The 24,262-nt window shown below is 50.9% G+C and carries 21 protein-coding genes; 15 read left to right on the forward strand and 6 right to left on the reverse strand.

Annotated features, from left to right (window positions below; translation table 11 throughout):
* The first annotated feature begins 4 nt into the window (after positions 1–4).
* The 4 genes from queC (at position 5) to hcrA (ending at position 4,480) form a co-directional block, all read left to right on the forward strand.
* Positions 5–688, forward strand: a complete 684-nt coding sequence (gene queC, locus NT140_09025) for a 7-cyano-7-deazaguanine synthase QueC (GenBank protein ID MCX5832014.1) — start codon at positions 5–7, stop codon at positions 686–688.
* Between the two features lie 92 nt (positions 689–780).
* The gene (locus NT140_09030; GenBank protein MCX5832015.1) at positions 781–1,656 is read left to right on the forward strand and encodes a xanthine dehydrogenase family protein subunit M; all 876 of its coding nucleotides are present in this window, start codon (positions 781–783) and stop codon (positions 1,654–1,656) included.
* Between the two features lie 55 nt (positions 1,657–1,711).
* On the forward strand, positions 1,712–2,173 hold the full coding sequence (locus NT140_09035; protein MCX5832016.1) for a (2Fe-2S)-binding protein: 462 nt from the start codon (positions 1,712–1,714) through the stop codon (positions 2,171–2,173).
* Between the two features lie 18 nt (positions 2,174–2,191).
* On the forward strand, positions 2,192–4,480 hold the full coding sequence (gene hcrA, locus NT140_09040) for a 4-hydroxybenzoyl-CoA reductase subunit alpha (GenBank protein MCX5832017.1): 2,289 nt from the start codon (positions 2,192–2,194) through the stop codon (positions 4,478–4,480).
* Positions 4,481–4,581: 101 nt separating this feature from the next.
* On the opposite strand, the gene NT140_09045 is transcribed toward hcrA, so the two are convergent.
* Positions 4,582–5,214: a hypothetical protein gene (locus NT140_09045; protein MCX5832018.1), complete on the reverse strand. Its 633-nt coding sequence runs from the start codon at positions 5,212–5,214 to the stop codon at positions 4,582–4,584.
* Between the two features lie 377 nt (positions 5,215–5,591).
* Here NT140_09045 and purB point away from each other — a divergent pair, with 377 nt between their 5' ends.
* Together purB and NT140_09055 are read left to right on the forward strand one after the other, a co-directional pair.
* Positions 5,592–6,893 carry an adenylosuccinate lyase gene (gene purB, locus NT140_09050; protein MCX5832019.1) on the forward strand — a complete coding sequence of 434 codons (1,302 nt, stop codon included), beginning with the start codon at positions 5,592–5,594 and terminating at the stop codon, positions 6,891–6,893.
* The gene (locus NT140_09055; protein MCX5832020.1) at positions 6,890–7,507 is read left to right on the forward strand and encodes a hypothetical protein; all 618 of its coding nucleotides are present in this window, start codon (positions 6,890–6,892) and stop codon (positions 7,505–7,507) included. The genes purB and NT140_09055 overlap by 4 nt, the downstream gene beginning before the upstream one ends.
* Here NT140_09055 and nadB read toward each other — a convergent pair.
* The gene (gene nadB / locus NT140_09060) at positions 7,504–9,108 is read right to left on the reverse strand and encodes an L-aspartate oxidase (GenBank protein ID MCX5832021.1); all 1,605 of its coding nucleotides are present in this window, start codon (positions 9,106–9,108) and stop codon (positions 7,504–7,506) included. The two genes, NT140_09055 and nadB, sit on opposite strands and share 4 nt — an antisense overlap.
* 95 nt (positions 9,109–9,203) lie before the next feature.
* Between nadB and tsaD the strand changes: the two genes are divergently transcribed.
* The 8 genes from tsaD (at position 9,204) to NT140_09100 (ending at position 18,983) form a co-directional block, all read left to right on the forward strand.
* Positions 9,204–10,214 carry a tRNA (adenosine(37)-N6)-threonylcarbamoyltransferase complex transferase subunit TsaD gene (gene tsaD, locus NT140_09065; GenBank protein MCX5832022.1) on the forward strand — a complete coding sequence of 337 codons (1,011 nt, stop codon included), beginning with the start codon at positions 9,204–9,206 and terminating at the stop codon, positions 10,212–10,214.
* Positions 10,211–10,678 carry a DUF2062 domain-containing protein gene (locus tag NT140_09070; GenBank protein MCX5832023.1) on the forward strand — a complete coding sequence of 156 codons (468 nt, stop codon included), beginning with the start codon at positions 10,211–10,213 and terminating at the stop codon, positions 10,676–10,678. Before tsaD ends, NT140_09070 begins: the two co-directional genes overlap by 4 nt.
* The gene (gene rsmA / locus NT140_09075) at positions 10,653–11,501 is read left to right on the forward strand and encodes a 16S rRNA (adenine(1518)-N(6)/adenine(1519)-N(6))-dimethyltransferase RsmA (GenBank protein MCX5832024.1); all 849 of its coding nucleotides are present in this window, start codon (positions 10,653–10,655) and stop codon (positions 11,499–11,501) included. Before NT140_09070 ends, rsmA begins: the two co-directional genes overlap by 26 nt.
* A gap of 20 nt (positions 11,502–11,521) precedes the next feature.
* On the forward strand, positions 11,522–11,941 hold the full coding sequence (locus NT140_09080) for a DsrE/DsrF/DrsH-like family protein (protein MCX5832025.1): 420 nt from the start codon (positions 11,522–11,524) through the stop codon (positions 11,939–11,941).
* Positions 11,942–11,975: 34 nt separating this feature from the next.
* Entirely contained in the window at positions 11,976–15,788 is a 3,813-nt protein-coding gene (gene hrpA, locus NT140_09085) for an ATP-dependent RNA helicase HrpA (GenBank protein ID MCX5832026.1), read from the forward strand.
* 10 nt (positions 15,789–15,798) lie between these two features.
* On the forward strand, positions 15,799–16,401 hold the full coding sequence (locus NT140_09090; protein MCX5832027.1) for a histidine phosphatase family protein: 603 nt from the start codon (positions 15,799–15,801) through the stop codon (positions 16,399–16,401).
* A gap of 17 nt (positions 16,402–16,418) precedes the next feature.
* On the forward strand, positions 16,419–18,281 hold the full coding sequence (gene uvrC / locus NT140_09095; protein MCX5832028.1) for an excinuclease ABC subunit UvrC: 1,863 nt from the start codon (positions 16,419–16,421) through the stop codon (positions 18,279–18,281).
* A gap of 354 nt (positions 18,282–18,635) precedes the next feature.
* Positions 18,636–18,983 (forward strand): MGMT family protein, encoded by a 348-nt coding sequence (locus NT140_09100; GenBank protein MCX5832029.1) that lies wholly within the window; start codon positions 18,636–18,638, stop codon positions 18,981–18,983.
* A gap of 45 nt (positions 18,984–19,028) precedes the next feature.
* Here the strand turns inward: NT140_09100 and NT140_09105 are convergent, their stop codons facing one another.
* Complete coding sequence (locus tag NT140_09105) at positions 19,029–20,285, reverse strand: HD domain-containing protein (protein ID MCX5832030.1); 1,257 nt, start codon at positions 20,283–20,285, stop codon at positions 19,029–19,031.
* A gap of 205 nt (positions 20,286–20,490) precedes the next feature.
* On the opposite strand from NT140_09105, the gene NT140_09110 reads away from it, so the two are divergent.
* Positions 20,491–20,946 (forward strand): hypothetical protein, encoded by a 456-nt coding sequence (locus tag NT140_09110; protein MCX5832031.1) that lies wholly within the window; start codon positions 20,491–20,493, stop codon positions 20,944–20,946.
* Positions 20,947–21,336: 390 nt separating this feature from the next.
* Here the strand turns inward: NT140_09110 and NT140_09115 are convergent, their stop codons facing one another.
* The 3 genes from NT140_09115 to NT140_09125 are packed head-to-tail and all read right to left on the reverse strand — an operon-like array spanning position 21,337 to position 24,259.
* Positions 21,337–22,614, reverse strand: coding sequence for an MFS transporter (locus NT140_09115; protein ID MCX5832032.1), 1,278 nt, complete (start codon positions 22,612–22,614; stop codon positions 21,337–21,339).
* A gap of 16 nt (positions 22,615–22,630) precedes the next feature.
* A complete protein-coding gene (locus NT140_09120) occupies positions 22,631–23,779 on the reverse strand; it encodes a beta-ketoacyl synthase N-terminal-like domain-containing protein (protein MCX5832033.1) in 1,149 nt (382 codons plus the stop codon).
* Positions 23,780–23,788: 9 nt separating this feature from the next.
* Positions 23,789–24,259 (reverse strand): OB-fold domain-containing protein, encoded by a 471-nt coding sequence (locus NT140_09125; GenBank protein MCX5832034.1) that lies wholly within the window; start codon positions 24,257–24,259, stop codon positions 23,789–23,791.
* Positions 24,260–24,262 lie beyond the last annotated feature (3 nt).

Raw genomic sequence — 24,262 nt, forward strand, 5'->3', positions numbered from 1 at the left:
ACGCATGGAGAAGAGGGCGGTGATTTTACTCAGCGGCGGCCTGGATTCTACTACGGTCCTGGCCATGACCAAAAGCGAAGGTTATGCGTTATATTGTCTGACTTTTCGCTATCAGCAGCGCCACGTTCGGGAAGTGGCAGCTGCCTGTAAAATTGCCGCGTTATACGGTGCGACCAAGCATAACATTATTGATATTGACCTGGCGGTATTCGGCGGTTCAGCCTTGACGGACAATATTGACGTTCCGAAAGGACGGTGCAGCGAGGAAATGGAGGCGAATATTCCGGTAACCTATGTGCCGGCGCGGAACACTATTTTTCTTTCTTATGCCTTAGCCTGGGCGGAGGTGCTTGATGCGCCGGATATCTTTATCGGCGTAAACGCCATAGACTATTCCGGCTATCCCGATTGTCGGCCGGAATATATTAAAGCCTTCGAGATTATGGCCAATCTGGCTATCCAGAAGGCGGTGGAGGGAAAAATTAAAATTGCCATCCGCACCCCGCTGCTCCACATGACAAAGGGCGAGATCATCAAGTGCGGCATCGCTATGAACGTTGATTACAGTCTTACCCACAGTTGTTATGACCCCTTGCCAGATGGTAAAGCTTGCGGCAGTTGCGACAGTTGCCTCCTGCGCGCCAGGGGTTTTCTCGAAGCCGGTCTCTGCGATCCGCAACCCGCCTAAATATAATTGACAATTTGACTTGAGAGTATTATGTGCAAACGACTGATAGTGCCAATGAATTTAATGTGAAAGCAAGGAAGGAGAGTTATTCGATGCACTTACCCGATTTCAACTATTACCAGCCGGAGACTATACCGGAAGCCTGTGAAATATTAGTCCGCTATGGGTCCAAAGCCAAGGTGCTGGCCGGTGGTACGGACCTGCTGCCGAAGATGAAGCAGGAGCTCCTGATTCCCGAGGCGCTTGTTTCACTCAGGGGCATCAGCGGGATGGCGGACATAGAATACCTGCCGGGCCGAGGTGTGGTTATCGGCGCCCGGGCCACCCCTAATGATATTGTCAATTCTACCGTCCTGAACGGTAATTTTATGTCGGTCTCGGAAGCGGCGCACTCCATGGCCAATAATCAGATCAGGAATATGGGTTCGATTGGCGGCAATATCGTCAATGCCGTGCCTTCGGCGGATCTGCCTCCCATTTTGATCGCTCTGGGCGCGACCATAGTTCTGGTTGGCATGGAAGGCAGCCGCACGATGCTGCTCGAAGATTTTATCGTTGGTCCGAGTCGCACGGTTATTGCCCCAGACGAGATTATGGAGGCAATTGTCATTCCCGAACAGTCCACCACGGGAAGCGCCTACGTCAAGTTTGGCCTGCGCGCTTCCGGCGCTTTGGCCGTGGTCGGCGTGGCAGTGGCCGTGACCATGGAAGCCGGGATTGTTGAAGATATCCGCATCGTGCTGGGTGCAGTCGCACCGATACCCATGCGGGCCAAAAAAGCGGAAGCAAAACTCCGGGGTAAGAAGGTAACGAAGGCTCTGATAGCCGCAGCGGCTAAAAGTGCGTCGGCCGAGTGCAAACCAATTTCCGATATTCGCGCTTCAGAAGAATACCGACGGGAAATGGTCCGGGTCTTTACACGGCGTGCTTTGCTGAAAGCCATCTATTTGGAACAAACTGAATCTTGATAAAATCGATAAGGAGAGGATGACGATGCAGGGCATAAAAGATAAAAATGGTATTATGAGGTATCTTCTAAACGTAACGGTGAACGGCGACCGCCTTACGGCGACAGTCAAGGCCAGCACGTTGCTTGTTGATTTACTGCGGAACCAGTTGAATCTGACAGGCACAAAAAGAGGATGCAAGCTGGGCAACTGCGGTTCCTGTACGGTGTTGCTGGATGGCAAGCCCGTTGATTCCTGCCTGGTTCTGGCGGTCGAAATTGATGGCCGGGAAATTACGACGATCGAGGGGGTTGCTGAACATGAAAAACTGGATGATATTCAGCAATCCTTTATTGATAATGCGGCTGTTCAGTGCGGTTACTGTACGTCCGGGATGATCCTTTCCGCCAAAGCTCTTCTGACCAAGAATCAGCATCCTTCGGAAACAGAAATCAGGAGGGCCATTGCCGGCAATCTGTGCCGTTGTACTGGCTATGTGAATATCGTCAAGGCGATCATGGCTGTCGCGGAAGCATAACGGAAGGGGAGCAATGAAATGGAAAAATACTCAGTTATAGGTAAGAGTGTTCCGAAGATAGACAGCCGGGTCAAGGTGACCGGCCAGGCCAAATATACGGGAGACCTGCGGTTTCCCAACATGCTGGTGGGAAAAATCCTGACCAGTCCGCATGCCCATGCCCGTATTTTAAGCATAGATACCTCCGAGGCAGAGAAACTTCCGGGCGTGAAAGCGGTGATTACCCATAAAGACGTCCCCACCTTGAAATACGGCATCAGTCCGGCGCGCTGGGATGAAAACATTTTATGCATTGATAAAGTGCGTTTTGTTGGCGACAAGGTGGCTGCCGTGGCCGCTCTTGATGAGGATACGGTTTACAAGGCATTGAAGCTGATCAAAGTCGAATACGAAATCCTACCGGCGGTCTTTGACCCCATCGAGGCCTTGAAAGAGGGAGCGCCCCAGGTTCACGCTGAATACAAAGGAAACGTCAATACGGAAATTCATCAGAATTTTGGCAATGTGGAAGAGGCTTTTGCCAATGCTTATCTCGTCCGCACCGATAAGTTCATCGGGCAGCGGACTTACCAATGTCCGATTGAGCCCCATTCCGCCATCTCCATGTGGGAGGACGGGAAGCTGACAATCTATGCCAGTACACAATCGCCGCACTATTTTCAGCATTATATCGCCAGGGAATTCGGTTTGCCGATGGGAGATGTGCGCGTGATAAAAACCTATGTGGGAGGTGGATTCGGTGGTAAATTGGAACCAACGGGCCTGGAATTTGCTGGCGCCGTGCTGGCCAGAATGACAGGACGACCCGTAAAAATGTTTTACGATCGCCCGGATATGTTCGCGCACAATCGTGGCCGCCACCGCCAGATCATGGAAATTACCAGCGGTGTGGATAAAGACGGGAAAATTCTTGGCGTACATGCCAATTTCATCATGGATGGCGGCGCCTACACCAGCCTGGGGATTGCTTCTGCCTATTATGCCGGGGCCATGCTTACCCTGACCTATGATTTTGAAAACTATAAATTCGATATGGTGCGGGTCTATACCAATCTCCCGGCCTGCGGCGCTCAGCGCGGTCATGGCGCGCCGCAACCACGTTACGCCCTGGAGTGCCATTTGGACAATGTTGCCGTGGAACTGGGGATTGATCCCGTGGAGCTGCGCCTGCGGAATGCCCGTCAGCCAAACACCGTGACACCCAATGAGTTTAAGGTAAATTCCTGCGAAATGACCGCCTGTCTCGAGAAAGCCAGGGATTTATCCGACTGGGACCGTAAAAAGGGCAAAATGCCGCCCGGTAGGGGAATCGGGGTGGCCACGGGAAGTTTTGTCTCCGGCGCCGGCTATCCGATCTATCGTACCGATCTGCCTCATTCGGCAGCTATCATCAAGGTGCATCCGGATGGAACTGCCGCCACCTTATATGTCGGCGCCACCGACATCGGCCAGGGGTCAGACACCGTGCTCTGCCAGATGGCGGCTGAGGCGATGGGCTATACCTATGCAAACATGAAGATAATCTCGGCCGACACCGAAACTACCCCGCATGACTTTGGCGCCTACGCCAGTCGCCAGACGCTGATGTCCGGGGCGGCTGTCAAGCAGGCCGGAGAAGAGGTAAAAAAACTGATATTAGAAATGGCCGGCGTGCTTTTAGACAAAAATCCCGGCAATCTGGACTGTCGGGAGGGCATTGTTTTCAGCACATTGGAACCGGAAAAAACGATACCTTTTGCCAGGGTGGCCAGGGAGTATTTTGTCAAGAAGGGACCGCTGGTGGGGCTGGGCTCATATACGCCGCCCAAACTGGGTGGAAACTTCAAGGGAGCGGCGGTGGGCACTTCCCCTGCTTACAGCTTTGCCGCCCAGATCAGCGAAGTGGAAATTGTTGAGGAGACCGGAGAAGTAAAGGTCATAGATGTCTGGGATGTGCACGACTGCGGTATGGTCATCAATCCCGCGCTTCTGCATGCTCAAGTCCATGGGGCGCTGTTTATGGGTATGGGAGAGTCCATCTGGGAAGAGGTGCAGTTTGATGCCAAAGGTAAAATCATGAATGCCAACCTGGGCGATTACCGGATGCCCACGGCCCTGGATATGCCCCGGATCACCTCCTCGCTCGTGGAAAGCTGTGAACCGGCAGGTCCCTGGGGCGTCAAGGAAGTAGGCGAGGGGGCCACCATACCCACGATGGGCTGCTTTGCCAATGCCATTTACGATGCCATGGGGGTGCGGGTGAACAGTCTGCCGCTGTCCTATGAAAAAGTCTGGCGGGCGATGAAAGAGAAGCGGGAGAAGAAGTAAAGGCGGGTTTCAAACCCGCCCCAGGGACTGCTTCAATTGTCATCCCCGAGTGCTGCTATCTGGAATATAAACCCGCCCCTACGATGGCTCATCCGGGGGCCTTATTTGTCCGATGACTGAGGGGGATTGACAGAGACAGGTTTAAGCGGGATGGCGGTAACGGTTCCCTTTTTACCGGCTTTCATCCCGGCGATGATTTCTTTTTCGCGTATTGCCTGTGGGGACGATGGTTCCTGCGGAGCGGCAGCGGCAGCAGCGTTATCCCCCGTGATATGATTGCTGATTCTTTGGGCAAAATCATTAATCTTGGGGATTATTTCGTCGAGACCTTGAGACTGGACAAAGATGCCTACGGGCGACATGTAAGCGCTTACATCAACGAGTTTGCCGTCTATGCTGACGTTATTGCCGATCTTGGTGATATTGCCCCAGACGACGAAATCAACATTCATCCTTTTACCCAGTCCGTAGATGTCGGCCAGGGTCAGCTCTTTTTTGGCAGATTCCTTAAGATTCGCAAGGACGATGTCTTTATTAACGGCATCTATTGTGCCATTTAAAGAGATGCGGGAGGTCAGAATGTCCCAGATGCCTTGTTGAACGTAATCAATATTCTCCGCACTGGAGATAGAAAAGGGAATGATCGCGACGGACGATTTTTCTTTTGCCCAGCCCGTCACCCCCAAGGACAACAACAAACCGATCAACAGGGCTGATTTAATTAATTTTCCCATTTTTATTTTTTCTCCTCGTTTATATGAAAATCCCCCCATCCCCCCTTTACCAAAGGGGGGTTAAGGGGGGATTTTCATGTTTCGTTGTGCCCGCTTCGGGCATGAGGGTTATTATTATGATCTTTTCTATATCAAGAAAGCGATCTTTGCAAATTTAATTGTGACTCCGGCAAAACCCCTACTGTCTCGTCAATCAAGAAATGTCATTTCGACCGCAGGGAGAAATCTAAGATTTCTCAGCCGTGAAGACTCTTTCGAAATTACAGAGTATTGTTGACATGACACTACCGCGTTAATTTCTTGACTACCAAGGGTAAATTAAGATAAAAATCAAATCACTTGTTTTAATGTATAATACCGAAGTTAGGAGATGAACATTGATTGACCGCTATGCAAGAGAAGAAATGAGCGCTGTCTGGAGCGCAGAGAACAGGTATAATAAATGGCTCGAGATCGAGATTTTAGTATGTGAGGCCCTGGCCCAAAGAGGGGAAATCCCTTTTTCGGCGTTGGAAAACATCAGGGCCAAAGCCGGTTTTGATGTGGGCAGGATTGATGAGATAGAGAAGACGACCAAGCACGACGTCATTGCCTTTCTCACCGATGTGTCGCAGCAGGTAGGGGAGGATGGCCGCTTCCTGCACCTGGGGCTGACTTCCTCGGATATCCTCGATACGTCGCTTGCGCTCCTCCTGCGCGAGGCGGCGGACATCCTGCTGGCTGACGTGGAGGAGCTGCTGGCCGCACTGAAAAAAAAGGCATTTCAATATCGCAACACCATCATGATTGGCAGAACCCACGGCATTCATGCGGAACCTATTACCTTCGGATTAAAGATGGGGCTCTGGTATCAGGAGATGACAAGAAACAGACGCCGTCTCTTACAGGCCCAAGAAACGATCAGCGTCGGCAAGATATCAGGCGCCGTGGGCACCTTTTCCTTTGTTGAACCTGCGGTGGAAGAATATGTCTGCCGTAAACTGGGGCTGCAACCCGCGCCTGTTTCATCGCAAATCGTGCAAAGAGACCGCCATGCCGAATATTTTACGACCCTGGCTATTATCGCTTCTTCCCTAGACAAATTCTCCCAGGAGATCAGATTATTGCAGAGAACGGAAGTGCGGGAGGTGGAAGAATACTTTTCGGCCGGTCAGAAGGGATCGTCGGCGATGCCGCACAAGCGCAATCCGGTGCTTTCGGAGAATATCTCCGGTCTGTCACGTCTCATGCGGTCCTATGCCCTGGCCTCTCTTGAGGATGTGGCGCTTTGGCATGAAAGGGATATCAGCCATTCTTCCGTCGAACGGGTAATCGCTCCCGATGCCACGATCCTGCTTGATTTCATGCTCCATCGTTTTGCCGGTCTGGTGGATAAGCTGCTTGTCTATCCCGAGAGGATGCTGGCCAATCTGGAGATGACCCACGGAGTAATTTTTTCCCAACTCGTGCTTTTGCAACTGGTGGCCAAGGGAATGTCCCGTGAGGAGGCCTATGCTATTGTGCAGCGTCAGGCCATGAATTCATGGGAATCAGGTCGTAATTTCAAGGATCTGCTGACAGGAGACGCAGCTGTGAGCTCTTATCTTGGGCCGCAGGAATTGGCAGCAATTTTCCAAAACGAGAATTTCGTGAAGCATGTAGACTTTATTTTTGAGCGTATCTTTGGAGAAAAGCCATGAAGAAAATTATTGGCCTGGTGATGATGGTATTATTGACTGTTACTGGCTGCAGCCATGTGGGCAATTATCTTGATGTGGCCAAGGATAAGGGAATATCAAAAGCATATCGCGATGCTTTAAATCAATGGACCAGGAAGGAAACCGTTTACTCCCGGTTTGAAACCAGGGTTCAGATCAGCGCCACCTATAAAAACGATGTTTTCAACCAGGCCTATAACGCGGAATATGCCCGTATCTATTACTTAACGGACGCAGAAAAAAAGATAAGGGAAGACATGCAGACGGGATTTACCCGCGACTTCAGGGAAATTTTTATTTATGCCGCCATGCCTAATAACGATGTCAACGATTTCGACCGGGCGAATTCAAGCTGGACCATCTTTCTCAGTGATGCCGGCGGGAATCAGATCAAGCCTTTGGATGTCAGGAGGGTTGAGAAGGTCACGCCGCTAATGGAAGAGTTCTACCCCTACATCAACAAACACTACGGCCACTGTTACATTTTGAAGTTCCCACCGGTTGGAGTTGAGGGAAAAACGGGCGCCGACGTAATAAAGCCCATGAAGATTGTTTTCACCAGCGTCCTGGGGAAAGCGGAACTATCGTGGCCTTAACGATTTCTTGAGATTACCGTATCCTTACACCATCGAAGATCGTCCTTTTCGGGCTTATCGAGATTGTAGTGCAGGCCCCGGCTTTCCTTCCTCATCCGGGCGCATTGGACGATGAGCTTGGCCACGGCGGCGATATTTCTTAATTCAATCAAGTCTTTGGTAATCAGAAAGTTCCGGTAGTAATCGTCAATTTCGCGACAGATCAGCTCAATCCGCCGTTTCGCCCGTTCTAATCTCTTGTCGGAGCGAACAATACCCACATAATTCCACATGCATCTTCGAATTTCATCCCAATTGTGTGATACTACAATTGATTCATCACTTTCGGTTGCGCCTCGCGTGTCCCAGGGCGGAATCGTAATATTTTCCATGTTTACCAGACCAAAGCCTTCCTGGGCCTTCAGGCAGGCCCGGTGCGCAAAAACTATCGCTTCCAGCAGGGAGTTGCTGGCCAGACGGTTGGCGCCATGCAGCCCTGTGCAGGACGCTTCACCACAGGCAAAGAGTTGCGCAATGCTTGTTTCCGCATAATGATTAACCAGGACGCCGCCGCAGAGATAATGGGCCGCAGGCACAACGGGAATCGGATCTTTCGCAAGATCAATGCCGAAGGAGAGGCATTGATGGTAAATATTGGGGAACCGGTCGGTGATGAAACCCCTGTCTTTATGACTGACGTCGAGCAGCACATAGTCATCTCCGGTTCGCTTCAGTTCATTGTCAATCGCCTGGGCGACGATGTCACGTGGGGCAAGACTCTCCAGGGGATGATATTTCTGCATAAAAGGAGAACCATCCTTCAGCCTGAGGATGCCTCCTTCTCCGCGCACTGCCTCACTGATGAGGAAGGACTTGGCATCGGGGTGGTAGAGACAGGTGGGGTGGAACTGGATAAATTCCATATTGGCAATCGCCGCACCGGCTCTGTATGCCATCGCGATGCCATCACCAGTGGCGATATCGGGATTGGTCGTGATGAGATAGACCTTGCCCGCGCCTCCCGTGGCCAGTACCGTGTATTTGGCTCTGAAGGTGTAAACCGCGTCGTTCGGTATGTCGAGGACATAGGCCCCCAGACACAAATCCGGTTCTGCTTTTTCCCCTGTAAGGGCCGATTTTAAGATGAGATCAATCGCGATATGGTCTTCAAAAAACCTTATATTATCGCTCGCATTGGCCTTTTCGCTTAGCGCCCGCTCAATCTCCCGTCCGGTCAAATCCTTGGCATGGAGAACCCGGCGCATGGAATGTCCGCCTTCCTTGCCCAGGTCGTAGATACTATTCGCTGCTCCGGTCCTGGTAAATTCGACGCCCCAGGCAACGAGTTCCTTGATCCTTTCGGGTCCCTCCGTAACGACAAAATTAACGACCTCTTCGTGGCAGAGGCCGCCGCCGCAAACAAGTGTATCCTGGATATGATATTCAAAGCGGTCATTCTGGTCCGAGACGGCGGCTATGCCACCCTGAGCATAGTTGGTGTTGGATTCGGATTTCTCCTTTTTCGTCACGATGGCAACCGTTCCCAGCTCGGCTGCCTTTATGGCGAAAGAAAGACCGGCAATCCCGCTTCCCAGAACGAGAAAATCTGTAATTATCTCCATGCGGCGTGTCTCCAAGTGTAGAGTAAAAGTTTGTTTACAATCACAGGCAAGTCCTATATACATTTTCGCGATTTTATCAAAGGAAAATATCGCAAATGCTGGTATTGGGAATAGAGTCGTCCTGTGACGAGACAGCGGCCGCCGTCGTAAAAGATGGACAGACCCTCCTGTCCAATGTCATTGCCTCGCAGATCGCAACGCATAGCAGATATGGCGGCATTGTCCCGGAGATTGCCTCCCGGAAGCACGCGGAAATGATCGGCCCCGTGGTCTTTCAGGCTATGGAAGACGCAGGCGCCGCCTGGGATGATCTGTCCGGCCTGGCTGTAACCCGGGGACCGGGGTTGGTAGGTTCGCTTCTGGTAGGCTTATCTTTTGCCAAGGCCCTCGCCTGGGCCCGTAAGCTTCCTTTTGTTGGCGTCAATCATTTAGAAAGTCATATCGCGGCGATTTTCCTGGCTGACCGTAAACCGGAATTTCCCTTTGCGGCGCTGGTCGTCTCGGGTGGTCATACGGCCGTTTATCATGTCCGTGATTTCAATAGCCTCAAAATACTCGGGCAGACGAGGGATGATGCGGCCGGAGAGGCATTTGACAAAGCGGCCAAAATGCTCGGGATTGGCTATCCGGGCGGCATCGTAATAGACCGTTTGGCTAAAGAGGGAAACATGGCGGCCTTTGCATTCCCACGGGCCATGAAAGACAGCCTTGACTTTAGCTTCAGTGGGCTTAAGACATCCCTGCTGGAGGTATTGAAGAAACGCGGCCAAGCCTTTGCCGGCGAGGAATTAGCTCATTTGGCCGCCAGTTACCAGGAGGCAATTGTGGACGTGTTAGTGGCCAAGACCATGAAAGCAGCCGCAGTATCCGGCTTAAAACAAATAGTGGTCTGTGGTGGCGTGGCCTGCAATAGCCGCTTACGTGCAAGATTTCATGAACAGGCGGGTGCAGCAGGAAGCGAACTGTTTTTGCCCGCTCCGATTTTATGTTCCGATAATGCCGCCATGGTTGCTGTATTAGGCACTCATTTGCTTAAAAGGGGTTGCGCCGATTCCTGGGACCTGAATGCCGTCTCGCGCTGGCCCCTTCAGAAGGAGTTGCCATGAAGCTGAGCCATCACGCAAAGAAATGGTATCAACAGTTCATCAGTCTCAAAGGGAAGCCGCGCGACCTTGCCTTCGGGTTGGCGATTGGCGTTTTTATCGGTGTCACTCCCACCATCCCGCTTCACACGCTCTTGATTGTGTTGATTTGTTTTCTACTGAAAAAGAACATTACGGCTGCTTGTCTTGGTTCCTGGTTAATTTCCAATCCGCTTACGATTCCCTTTTTTTATGTGACTCAATATCGTTTGGGAAAATGCCTCCTGGGCAATGGTTATCCGCGCTGCTTAATTCAGGAATATTCATTGTTGCACTTAATCCAAAGGGGGTGGGATATGATTCTCCCGTTGCTTATCGGCGGAATCATTATGGCCCCTTTTTTTGCCGTGCCTACATATTTCATCGCCCATAAAATTCTGATAGCCGTTAGGAAGAATAGCCATGACCACGGTGCGGAGCATCCTTAGAGACAGCGGAATGCGCCCCCGAAAGTGCCTGGGGCAGTCTTTTCTGGAAGATAAAAACGTCATTAGTAAAATCATATTGGTTGCCGATATCCATGCTCAGGACATCGTTGTGGAAATTGGCGCAGGATTGGGCATTATGACGGAGATACTGGCGTCTCAGGCCGGGAAGGTAATCGCCATTGACGTGGACCCGCGGATGACGGCAATTCTGCGGGAGCGCCTGCAAGATCAACCCCGCGTCGAAATCATGGAAAGGGATGTCTTGACGTTTGATTTCTCAACGCTGCAAAATGACGACAAGGCATCGAAATTAAAGGTGATAGGCAATATTCCCTATAATATTTCGACGCCCATATTATTTCACTTATTGGCATTTCGCCGGCATATTAGTTCTATGGTGCTGATGTTTCAAAAGGAAGTGGTGGACAGGATTGTTGCTTCTCCGGGAACCAAAGAGTACGGGATTCCTTCCGTACTGATTTCCATGTTTACTGTTCCTACCAGGGAAATGAACGTGCCGGCCAGTTGTTTTTATCCTCAACCGAAGGTGGCATCTTCGGTAATTAAGATTGTTACGCGTGAAAAACCCTTATTTGATTTGGCAGACGAACTTTTTTTCTCTAAAATTGTGAAAATTGCCTTTGCAATGCGCAGAAAAACGATCTTAAATAATTTGCGCGCCGCTGATTTACCGTTCTCGTCGGACGAAGAGATTGAAATCTTATTGGACCAGGCCGGCATCGAAGGCCGCAGGAGAGGGGAAACCCTGTCGCCGGAGGAATTCGGCCGTTTGAGCAATGTGTTTTTTGCCGCCCTGACATAATAAGAAAGGAGTATTGTCAAATGAAGGATAACACTTATGCTTTTATCATCAAAGACGGCCACTTTGAGAGCCTGTTGTATGCCTTTAATTTTGCCAGCATCGCCGCTGTCTCCAACAAGAAAGTCCGCATCCTTTTTGTCGGCTGGGCGGCCAGCAAGTTGATTAAAGGGAATCTGGAAGTAATTGATCTTCCCAGCTCCATCAGGGATCTGAAAGGTCATTTTATCGAACAATTAGAGAAGCATAAATGTAATGATCTGAGGGAATTGCTGGAAGTGGTTAAATCGGCGGGAGACGTGAAAATCTATATTTGCACCTTAGCCGCGAGTATTTGGGGCGTAACCCGCGAAAACATGATCCCCGAAGTTGACGATATTATCGGTTCCCCCAATTTCCTGCTCCAGGAGGCGAAGGATGCCGAGCAGATTTTAACGTTTTAGTAGGTGATTCAAAACCGCAGTTAGGCCACCGCTCATGATCAACTTACCAGAAAAAGCACCGGCAGTGACAGCGGGCAGCAATAATACCGGCGGCCGGCAGACCTTACCGAAAAAAATAACTTATCCGCCCCATTTACCGATTGTCAGTAAAAAGCATGCCATTATCACTGCCATCAGAAAACATCAGGTTGTTATCATTACTGGTGAAACAGGGTCCGGCAAGACTACCCAGATCCCCAAGATGTGCCTGGAGGCGGGACGGGGAAAGCATGGTTTAATAGGCTGCACCCAGCCGCGCCGCGTTGCCGCGATCGCCACAGCTAACCGCATCGCCGAGGAAATGGGGGAGGCGCTGGGCCTGTCCGTGGGATATAAAATCCGTTTTGACGATAAAAGCGGCAGCCGGCGGGGTATTAAGATCATGACGGACGGCATTCTGCTCATGGAGACGCAGGCCGATCCCCGTTTAAATGCCTACGACACGATCATTGTTGATGAAGCACATGAAAGAAGCCTCAATATTGATTTCATCCTGGGCATATTAAAGACGCTGCTCCGGAAACGAAAAAATCTGAAGGTGATCATCACTTCGGCCACCATAGATAGCGAAAAATTTTCCCGCTTCTTCGGCGACGCGCCGGTGATAGAAGTCTCGGGACGCACCTATCCCGTTGACGTCCATTATTTCCCCTTGGATCAAGACAGTGAAGGCAATGCCGAGCTGAGCGATCCTGAAGCAGCGGTGCGGGCCGTGGAGAAACTGCAGGATGAGCGTCTGGACGGCGACATCCTGATCTTCATGGCCACGGAACGGGACGTCCGAGAAACCTGTGAAATACTGAAGGGAAAATTCGACCGCCACACGGTGATCCTGCCACTTTTTGCCCGCCTGCCCTGGTCGGAACAGCGTCGCATTTTCCAGCCGGGGAAATTTCTCAAGATTATCGTCGCCACCAATATTGCCGAAACATCGCTTACGATTCCGGGGGTCCGCTACGTTATTGACCCCGGTACCGCCCGCATAGCGCAATACAATCCCCGGATCCGCACCAACAGCCTGCCGGTCCAGGGAATATCACGCAGCAGCGCCGACCAGCGCAAGGGAAGGTGCGGTCGGGTGGCCAAGGGAATCTGCATCCGTCTCTACAGCGAAGAGGAATATAATAATCGCCTCCAATTTACACCGCCGGAAATCATGCGGTCCAACCTGGCCGGTGTAATATTGAAGATGCTTTCCCTGCAGATCGGCGACATCGCGTCATTTCCCTTTATTGATCGTCCGCCCCAGCGAAGCTTCCAGGATGGCTTGGACAGCCTGCGGGAACTGGGGGCCATAGAAAAAACGACCGACGACGGCAGCGCCGTTAAACTGACCGAAAAGGGACGTCTCATGGCCCGGATTCCTCTGGATCCGCGTCTAGCCAGGATGCTGATTGAGGCCAGGAAAGAAGGCTGCCGGGAGGAAACAGCCATTATCGCCGCCGCCTTGAGCCTGCCTGATCCGCGCGAGCGGCCGGCAGAAAAGGAGATTGATGCCGACCGGATGAATGCCGTTTTTAAAGATCCATCGTCCGACTTTATTACGCTGCTCAATATCTGGAAGGGATTCAGGGGCATACAATCCGGCAATAACTCCCGGAACAGGGTCAAAAAATATTGTCATGACCATTTTCTTTCCTACAAAAGGATGGGTGAATGGCAGGACATTCATGCGCAGATCCAGGAGATAATGGGCAAATCAAGAAATATTTCCCCTGGCGCAGGCATTAAAGATTATCAGGCCCTTTACGCCGCCATCCACAAATCCATACTGAGCGGCTACCTGTCCAATATCGCCGTAAAAAAAGAAAAAAATATCTATCAGGCCACGCGTGGCCGGGAAATCATGCTTTTCCCAGGCTCCGGGCTTTTCAAAAAAGGCGGCAACTGGATTGTCGCGGCGGAGATTGTGGAGACATCCCGCGTTTTCGCCCGGATGTGCGCCAACATTGAATGTGACTGGCTCGAAGAGTTGGGCGGCGAGCTCTGCCGGTCCACTTATTCCGAGCCCCGCTGGGAGAAAAATCGCGGCGAAGTCGTGGCTTCCGAACAGGTAACTCTCTTCGGTATGGTCATTGTCGTCAGGCGGCCGGTCTCATTCGGTCCCATCGCGCCCGAGGAAGCAGGCGCCATCTTTATCCGCGAGGCGCTGGTGGCCGGCGAAGTCAAAAATCCCCTGCCCTTCCATCTGCACAATCAAAAAATGGTACAAAACATTGCCGCCCTGGAGGACAAGATACGGAGGACCGATCTGCTCGTACCCGAGGAGGTCATCACCCAATTTTACGAGCAAAGACTGTCCGGAATTTACAACATCAAAACCCTGCAAAAGCTCATCAAAGACCGCGGCAGCGATAATTTTTTGCGGCTGCAGGAAAGTGATCTGCTGGTAAGTTTGCCCGATCCCGACGAACTCGCCCTCTATCCTGATAAACTTGCATTTGGCCAGACAGATTTCCCGCTGGTATATAGTTTTGCCCCCGGCAACAGTCAGGACGGAGTCACCGTGAAGATTCCGCTGCACCTTGTTTCACTTATGGAGCCGGGCAAGGCAGACTGGCTGATTCCAGGCTTGCTGCGGGACAAGGTCAATTTTCTCCTCAAGGGCTTACCGAAGGAATATCGGAAAAAACTGCTGCCCTTGAACAGCGCCTGTGATTTTATCATCAAGGAGATGAAAGACCGACAGGGACATTTTATTTCCTTTTTGACGAGATTAATTTATCAACGCTACAACGTAGAAATACCTGCCTCCGCCTGGCCGATGGAGGGTCTTCCCGAGCATCTGCGGATGCGTTTTGCCATCCTTGACGAGAAGAACAACGAGGTGGCCGCCAGCCGGGACATTTCGGTGCTGCAGGATGAAACCATCCGGCAGATAAAATCCCGGGCCTTTGAAGATTGCCGGATGTTATGGGAAAGGGCCGGCATCAGGGACTGGGATTTTGGCAAACTGCCGGTCCAGGTCGAACTTAAAGATGACCACAGTCTGGCCGGTTGGGCTTACCCGGCCTTGGCGCCTGCTGATGGGGCGGTGCAAATCAGGCTTTTTCAGCACCAGGATGAAGCTGAGTGTTGCCATAGAGAAGGCGTGATCGCCCTCTTCGCTCTGCGCTGCCATGATAAGCTGAAATACCTTAAAAAGAGCATTTCTTTAAATGAAGAGGCCAAGCTCTGGACGAAGTATTTGGGGGGAGCGAAGGTGATTGAGGCAGCTCTTTACAGGCGGACGCTGAAAAACCTTTTCGACCTCAATATCAGGACCGAGGCAGCCTTCCTCGCTCACGCCGATAAGGTTCAGGCCCAAATACTGACGGAAGGACAAGAAGTTTTGAAAGCGGCCTTGCCCATCTTAAAGACCTGTCATGAGACCACTGAAGGCCTCCGGTCAATAGCTTATGATAATCGAGCCAACCGGGCGGCCCAGGAATTTCTCGGCTATTTGCGAGATACCATGGCCCACATTGCCCCACCAGACTTCATGGAGCATTATTCTTCTGAAAGATTATTGCAGGCGCCCAGATTTCTTCGCGCCCTTACCATCGCAGCGCAAAGGGGAATTTTGCATCTCGAGAAGGCCATGGGGAAGGTAAAGGAAATGCAGTTGCTTGTCGAGGAGATGCAGAATATGATAGACTCAACTGCGGCGTCAGCATCGGCTGAAAAAATTAAAGTAATGGATGAATATTATTGGATGATCGAAGAATACCGGGTTTCTCTCTTTGCGCAGGAATTGAAGACCCTCTTCCCTATCTCCAGGAAAAAACTCGCGCAAAAAATGCACGAAATTAAAATGATGGTTTTCTAAGGAGAACAAATTGCGGCTGACCCTCGTTAGACACGGTGAAACACTCTGGAATCAGGCGAAAAAGATCCAGGGCATTGCGGACATTGAGCTGAGCAATCTGGGCCTCGAGCAGGCTGAGAAACTCGCCCTTTCCTTGCAGAACGAAAATTTTGACAGGATAATCAGCAGTCCCTTGAAGCGGGCCTACGCTACGGCCCAGGCCATCGCCGTGCATCACGCACTGCCCATTACCGTGGAAAATGATTTGCACGAACTGAATGCCGGAGAACTTGAAGGCCTGACTTTTCCTGAACTCCAGCTCCGCTATGGCGAATTTCTGAGCAAGTGGCTGGGCGACCATTCCTCCGTGACCATGCCGCAAGGCGAGTCGTTGCAGGATGTGCAGGATCGCGTATGGCCGGTCATCCAGAGGATCACAAAAACGTCTGAAAATGCCCTCGTCGTCTCCCACAGTTTTGTAATTATAACCATCCTCTGCAAAGCCCGGAATCTGAGCCTTTCTCATGCGAAAGAAATGCGCGTGGGCGTAGCCTCCAAGACCTGTCTGGAGGTTGAAAACGGCACGATGGATGTGGTGTCATTCAACGATACTGATCATTTGCGCCATAGTTGATGCCAAGGCAATCTGATATGACCGAACATTGGCAGGATGACATCAAAAACGCACCGCGGGCGCCCGGCGTCTATATAATGAAAGACGGCGACGGCAAGGTCATCTACGTGGGTAAGGCCAATGACCTCGGAATCCGCACCCGCGCCTATCTTAATCTCACGGACAAGCGTTCCATGCTCCCCTTTCTGACTTCCAGGATCAGGTCCGTGGAATTTATCGTCACGGAGACGGAAAAAGAAGCGTTAATCCTCGAAAACAACTTAATCAAGCAGCACCGTCCGCGCTATAATATATTTTTCCGCGATGACAAGACCTATTTCAGCATCCGGATCGAGCTGCAAAAACAGCCCTTCCCGCGGCTGCAGTTAGTAAGACAGGTAAAAAAAGACGGGGCGCGGTATTTTGGCCCCTACCCTTCCAGCAGTGCGGCCAAGGAAACACTCCATTTTCTGCAATCCATCTTCTCACTGCGCACGTGCCAGGACCGGGTATTTACCAACCACCATCGCCGACCCTGCCTTGAATACCAGATCAAGCGCTGTCTCGCCCCCTGCGCCGGCCTCGTGGATGGCGACACTTATGGTCGCCTGGTCAGGGATAGTATCGTTTTTCTGGAAGGCCGGGGCAAAGGATTGCTTGCTGATCTTGCTGCACGGATGAAAACTGCCGCCGCCGAGCTGAACTTTGAGGAAGCGTGCCTGCTCAGAGACCGGATCGCCGCGATCGAAACGACGCTGGAAAAGCAGCGGATCGTATCTGCCCAGTTCAAGGATCAGGATGTCTTCGGACTTTACCGCAAGGGGGACCAGACCCAGATCCTGGTTTTTCAGATCAGAAACGGAAAGCTGCTCGGAAAGAATGCATTTCCTCTCATCGGACTCAGGACGGAATCGGCTGAAATATTGTCGGCGCTGATAATCCAGTATTATGATGGCAACAGCGATATACCAGCCGAAATTATCATCCCCTGCCCTCTTGAAGACGGCGCGGTGATCGCCGAATGGCTCACCGACAAAAGAGGCAAGAAGGCCTCTCTGCGTACGCCTAGACAGGGCCCGGCCAGGGATCTTTTAATGATGGCCGCCGACAATGCGCAAAGCATGTTCGAGGCGGGACAGCAAGGTCGGGATAATGCTGAGGCCGCTCTGCTGCAACTGACTCGGACGCTGGGGCTTAAAAACACGCCCCGGCACATGGAAGGCGTGGATATTTCCAATGTCTCCGGGAAATACGCCGTCGGTTCGCTCGTAACCTTCGAGGACGGCAGGCCCTGGAAAGAAGGCTACCGCCGCTATCGCATCCGCACCATAGCGGAAATGGACGACTATGGCATGATGCGCGAAATCCTGCACAGACGCTATGCCAAAAGAGAAAATTTGCCCGATCTCCTGATGGTGGATGGCGGCAAGGGTCAACTCAATGTCGCCACTACCCTCTGCCATGATCTGGGTATTGACAGCGTTGATATCATCAGCCTGGCCAAGGAAAAATCTACTACTTCGCCGGTATCACTCACCAAGTTGGAAGACCGGGTTTACCTGCCCCGCCGCAAAGATCCTGTTTACATTGCCCGATATCCACAGGCCTGCTTTCTGCTTCAGCAACTGCGGGACGAGGCCCATCGCTTTGCCCTGGCCTATCACCATAAGTTGAAAGAGCGGCAGGATTTTCATTCTCTTTTGGACGAAATCCCGGGGATAGGCAAGGCCAGGAAAAAGGAATTACTTTCCCATTTCGGCGATATCGAAAAAGTTACCGCCGCTGCCACAGAAGACTTGCAAAAGGTCAAGGGAATCAGTAAGGGGCTCGCAGATATTGTGCATGCTTTTCTAAATAACAAGGGCCAATTGCAAAACTCGTCACACCGGTGCTCTGTTTAGTCCTCGCTTGACGGGGAAAAACCGGTGTCCAGCGCTCTTGTAACGCAATGAAATTCTGGATTCCGGCTTCCGCCGGAATGACCTGCGGGGCATTTATGCGACTTTTGCAATTGCCTCGCCAGATATAAATAGTAGGATTTAATGGTTTACTATACTCTGGTTAAATTATCTATCGGCGAGGTAGGGCTGGTATGGCGACTTTCTGCCGATTCGCCCCAGCTTGTCAGAGTCATCCTTCCCGAGGATCGCCTGTCCACCCTTACCCTGCTGCGGCAATCCTACCCGGAGGCGCGATCAGGTTCGCATCCTGTGATCGTCAGTATCGGCCGTCAATTGGAAGAGTATGATCAGGGGATGGAGATTAACTTTTCTGTCCCGGAAGCGGGACCACAACGCTGGAGCGACTTCTACCGGCAGGTATGGACAGCGACCAGCCATATTCCGCGTGGGAAAGTAAGCACCTATGGTCAGGTGGCGAGTAATATCTCTCATCCCCGTGCTGCCCGGGCGGTGGGAACGGCGCTGGGGGCAAATCCCTTTCCCCTGCTGATCCCCTGCCACCGGGTTATATTAGCGAGCGGTGAGTTGGGTAATTATTCCGCCGGAGGTCCAGCAGCCAAGCGACGGCTGCTCGCCAGGGAGGGCGTGTTTTTTGACAGCCGGGGCCGGGTAATAAAACCGGTTCACCCGGTTGCTTCGTAATCTATGAATTAATAAACACTTCAGCTTTCAGTAAACTTGGTAATTTCAGCTTTTCCCAATACCCCCCTTACCATCATGTTCTTCATCCTTATATCGTTCCTGTATTTGTCGCAGTACAGGGAGGCATAAAAAGAAATGATCAATCAGTTCCGGATCAAAACTTGATCCCTTGCCGGCATCCATTTCCCGCAGCACCTCCTCCTCCGGCCATGGCTGCTTGTAACTCCGTTTTGAAGATAGTGCATCAAATACATCGGCAATAGCCGTTATCCTTCCATAGAGGGGAACATCGGCGCCAGCATTTATCCTAACGTTTCCGGACATTCCATTACTCTCTGATACCTTTTTCGGGCTCACATAACCAGGATATCCTTTCCCATCCCAGCGCTCATGGTGATACAGGGCAACTTCACCTGCCGTCTCATCAAACTCGGAACTCTTATCAGCAAATAAATTGGCACCTAAAATGGTATGCTGCTTCATTATTGCATATTCATCTTCGGTAAGACGGCTCGGTTTTTTTAATATGGTGTCGGAAATAGCCACTTTTCCAACATCATGAAGCATCGCGGCCATCCTCAAGGTATCTCTATTGGTATGGATTTGCTCCGTGGGCACCCCGTTTTTTTTCGCCCATGACTCATAGATCTCAACGGCAAAACCTCCAACCCGATTTACGTGGGGACCGGTTTCTGAAGGGTCGCGCATTTCGGCCATCTTGATTGTTCTCAAAATCATCTGTCGTGTCATCTGCGCACGCTCAAGCGCAATTGCAGCCATTCCGGCAAATATATCCATGGTTCTTTCTGTTTCTCCGTAAAAACAAGTATTTTGCTCCCCCCCTCGCTTGGCGTTTATAACCTGTAGGACACCCACTATATTACCTCGGATAGTTTTGAGAGGAATGCTCAACATGCAACTGGTCCAATAACCGGAAGCCTCGTCAAAAGCGCGATTGAAATGAAAGGGAAGTGTCGGATCCATTCGCTCTGTATCTTCAATATTCAATGACTGACCGGTCAAGGCCACATAGCCGGCAATACTTTCTTTGTTGACAGGGATTTCAAAATTTTTATAGATCAGCTTTTCGCCTTCCGGCAGGCGTTTCTGGAGCGTCTCATTCTGAGTGTAGCTGAATTTAAGATTATTGCCCTCTTTTAGATAAATTGATCCGGCGTCTGCACCGGCAAAGGTCCTTGCCATTGTAAGGATATGCTCCATCAGAATATCTATGTCTTTGACCTGGTTAAGCTCCTTGCTTAAATTTACTATGGCATCTATCTTTGTCTGCTCTGAATCCATGACATCTCTCCTGTTTAATACGCCAGAATATCCTTAGGTTTTAGTATATGGAGTCTTTCAATGATAGTCAAGTTTGCCGGTAAAAATCAGCCACACGGTTCACGAGGTAAGTTTGCTACCTATTATTCCATTGACATATAAAACTCTTGTTCTTATAGTTTACCAATAAGGTAAAAGTTTTATTTAATCACCGGAGAAGAAATTGATGTTCGATATCGCTACCGATATCTTTCGCGCAGTGATTACTGGCGCCATCTTTTTCTACCTCAGCTTTATGCGAGGGAAGGCCGCACCCCGACTGCGTAAGATGTGGATATTCTTCATCATCGGCTTTGGCTTTCTCCTCTTCGGAGGTATTCTCAACGTCATAGGCAATTTCCCTAATCTGAGTAAATATCTGATGGTTGGTCGGTTGCACCCTGCTGATTTTCTGGAGGAGGTCGTGGGATATGTCATGGGGTTCGTATTCCTGGGGATCGGTTTCTGGCAGTGGATACCCGCCATTATCGTTTTGCACAGGGAAGAAGATAGACTTAAGAAATCCCAGGAGCAACTAAAGCGCAAGGTCACAGAACTGACGGAAGAATGCAGCAGACTTGAGGCACAGCTTCAGTGTCAGATCGCTGCCGGGCGTACCGTTAACTCGCAACAGGAGAAATAATAGCCGTACCGGCAGCAGAGAAAATTTAAGGGAAACTGTATTGATGTGTCGTCTTTTCAGATATGTTCATCAGTATAGTTACAATATACAGGGACCTGTTTCTTTGCCAACAGGCGAATTCCGGATTTATCAAGATGATCAAAATGTCCGTAACGACAATGTGTAATGAGACCGGATGTTATTTGGCTTAACATGGATTCTGAGTCCGAAGGTAAATCAACAATAGGATTAAGCTGAGGTCTCTTGCGGAAAAGTGTATATGGCGGCAAACTGCCTTTTGGATTCAGGCAGGGATCTACTATAATTCTGTGCTCATTGTAATGAATAATCATGCACGCATTTCGAACATACTGTATCTTCATAAATCAATCTCCTGAGTCATTACTAATTTCATTGAATTGATAAGACATTGCTTTTCGATGGCAGGAGTACCGTAGAACGCCTCCTCAGCATCAGGCTGAGGCAGAAGCCCGCCAGAGCCGTCAGGGAGATCATTTCTATGGCTAAGTTGAAGGCGCCGGTACGAGCGATCGCTACATTACCCATGAAGACACCCACTGCGCCGCCGAAGGTGCCAATCCCCCCGAGCCATCCCAGCATACGCCCCACCATGGTCACGGGATAGGTGCTTACACAAAAGGCGATGGTAGATGACCCCATGAACGGAATACCCCATCCGGCAAGAAGAAGTGACAGGACAAGGAAAGTAGGACTCTGGAACACTGCGGGCAATAGAATCAAATAGGAGAAGACCGATGTAACCAGGAATCCAATGGCCATGACTATGCGAAAGTTCCCCTTGAAAACCCGATCAAGGACAACGCCCCCGGCAAGAACGGCAAATATGCCGACCACGGTCAGGGCAAGGGAGAGCTTTCCGGATACAACGGCCGTGAGGCCGATTCCCATCGGCGGGGTAGCGGAGAGGTAGGCCGGAACGAGGGCGTAAAGTGCATGAAATCCCCAGGCATTGAAAAAGAAAATAAGTGCACCCGCCCATGTTACCGGCATCAGAAGCGCTTTCCGCACAGTGAGAGACTCTTGCACAGTGGAAGGGAGGGATAACCCCTTTCCTGCAGATAGAACAGGTGGTTCGCGGCGGATCAGAGAGACCAGCACAATGCCGACCCATCCGAGAATTGACAATAGGGCAATGGCGCCCTGCCAGTCCCCCATGATCTTCGCGAAACCCGGTGCGCCCAACAACCCTACCGCGGCCCCAAGAGACAAGGAGCCCATCATGAGCCCGCTTGCTAAACCCTGTTCTTTTGCGGGAAACCAGAAACTCGTGATGGGCCCCACAGCCACGAGGACAAAAGCCGGGGCTATGCCTTGGAGTAGTCGCACAGCCAACAACGCATAGAAACTGCGCCCAATCAAAGGCACCAGCATGGCAGGCACGACGGAAAGGAAAAGTCCAAAAAGCAAGGCCGGTTTTGTGCCGTATTTGTCACAAAAAAACCCCGACACCAGAAGAGCCAAAGCCGTGACGATATAGGTTACTGAGATGAGATTCATCGCAAGGCTCATGCCTATATTCAGATCAGCCGCTATCTGCCCCAGCAAAGGCGCATACGCGACGACGTTCATATAGCAGGACATTATGGCAACGCTGGCAGCGGTCAGCACAAACCACCGATAACGCGGGCATGCCCCCGATTTTTCCATTATCATTCCTCCGACGTCAAACAGACATGATATGCACGGTACAGGCCCGGGTATCCCCTTCCTTGTTTCCGCCCATGATCTGGGCAAGGCCAACCCGGGCGTCCCTCACCTGTCTCTGCCCGGCCTCTCCGCGCAATTGCCATACGATTTCCACTACCTGTGCCACCCCGGATGCGCCAATCGGATGGCCCCTGGATAGCAACCCACCACTAGGGTTAACCGGTATTCTCCCACCCAATTCTGTTGCCCCTTCATCGATAAGTCGGCCACCCTCGCCGATCGGGCACAGACCCAATCCTTCATAGTGGATTATTTCACAGATGGTAAAGGCATCATGGACCTCAACAACATCAATGTCTTCGGGACCAAATGATGCCATCCGGTATGCCTCATCCGCTGCCCTTTTTTCTACTTCCCATGTAGTAATGTCCCGCATGTTTTCATACATTCCTGTTGTCAACACCGAGGCCGCCACTTTCACCGCTTTGCCGTTAGCCTGTCGAACCTTTTCTTCACTGCACAATATCAGGGCTGCCGCACCGTCGCTATTAGGACAACAGGAATAGAGGGTCAGGGGACTTGCAATCATAGGTGAGTTGAGAACATCTTCTACAGTAAACAACTTCTGGAACTGAGCGTGAGGGTTAAGCGTCCCGTTGAAGTGGTTCTTCACCGAAACCTTAGCTATCTGCTCTCTTGTCGTTCCATAGAGCTCCATATGTTTTTGGGCAACGAGCGCAAAGTATCCGGGAAAAACCTCTCCCAATTTAACTTCCAATTCTCCAGCACCTACATTAAGCACAGTACCCTTAGGCATGACCGCCTTCTCAACACCGACGACAATCACCATATCATAAAATCCTCCGGTGACCGCCTGCCAAGCCTGATGAAGTGCGGTGGATCCGGTGGCACACGCATTTTCTACGTTGATTACGGGAATACCATTTATTCCCACTTCCCAGAAGACGTTTTGACCCACCCCGGTTTCACCTTGTAATACGGAACCTAATGCGTTTCCGCAGTAACCAGCTTTAATCTCCTTAGGGTTTATATCCGCATCGTGAATCGCCATCATGCAGGCCTCGCCCCCAAGATCACGCAAAGTCCTGTCAGGATGCTTTCCGAATACAGTCATACCTGCCCCGATAATATATACATCCCTCATAATAGCCGCCTAACCAAGTACGCGTTTAAACATATAGCCGATAACTTTCTTTCCCGCGTCGTTTTTGCCCACAGGTCCCAATACCAGTTCAACTTCGCTGCCCGGAAGAAACGATGAGGGATCATCACCAGTAAAAAGAGCAAAAACACGTACCTTGTTTTCCGGTATATCAACATATCCAAAGGCATACGGCGCATTTATGCCAACTGATGAGTCAATGTAAACCATTGTGGAGGCGTAAATAACACCTCGTTTTCCAAGGGTTATGTTCTCAAAATCTTGTCTTACACAATAGGGACAAATGGTTCTTTTGGGGAAAAAGCTCGTACTGCAATGCCGGCAGCGATTGGCAAGAAGTGCGGGGGCCTCTCCATCAGCGAGTGGATAATTAAACAACCCCGATTGAACGAAAATCCATTCCTGACCGATTTCTTGTTCTACTTCTGCAAGTGAGGTCGGCATATCCGCATCATCTTTCATAAT

Source organism: Deltaproteobacteria bacterium (genome assembly GCA_026388415.1).
In the GTDB taxonomy this organism is placed as follows: Bacteria; Desulfobacterota; Syntrophia; order Syntrophales; family JACQWR01; genus JAPLJV01.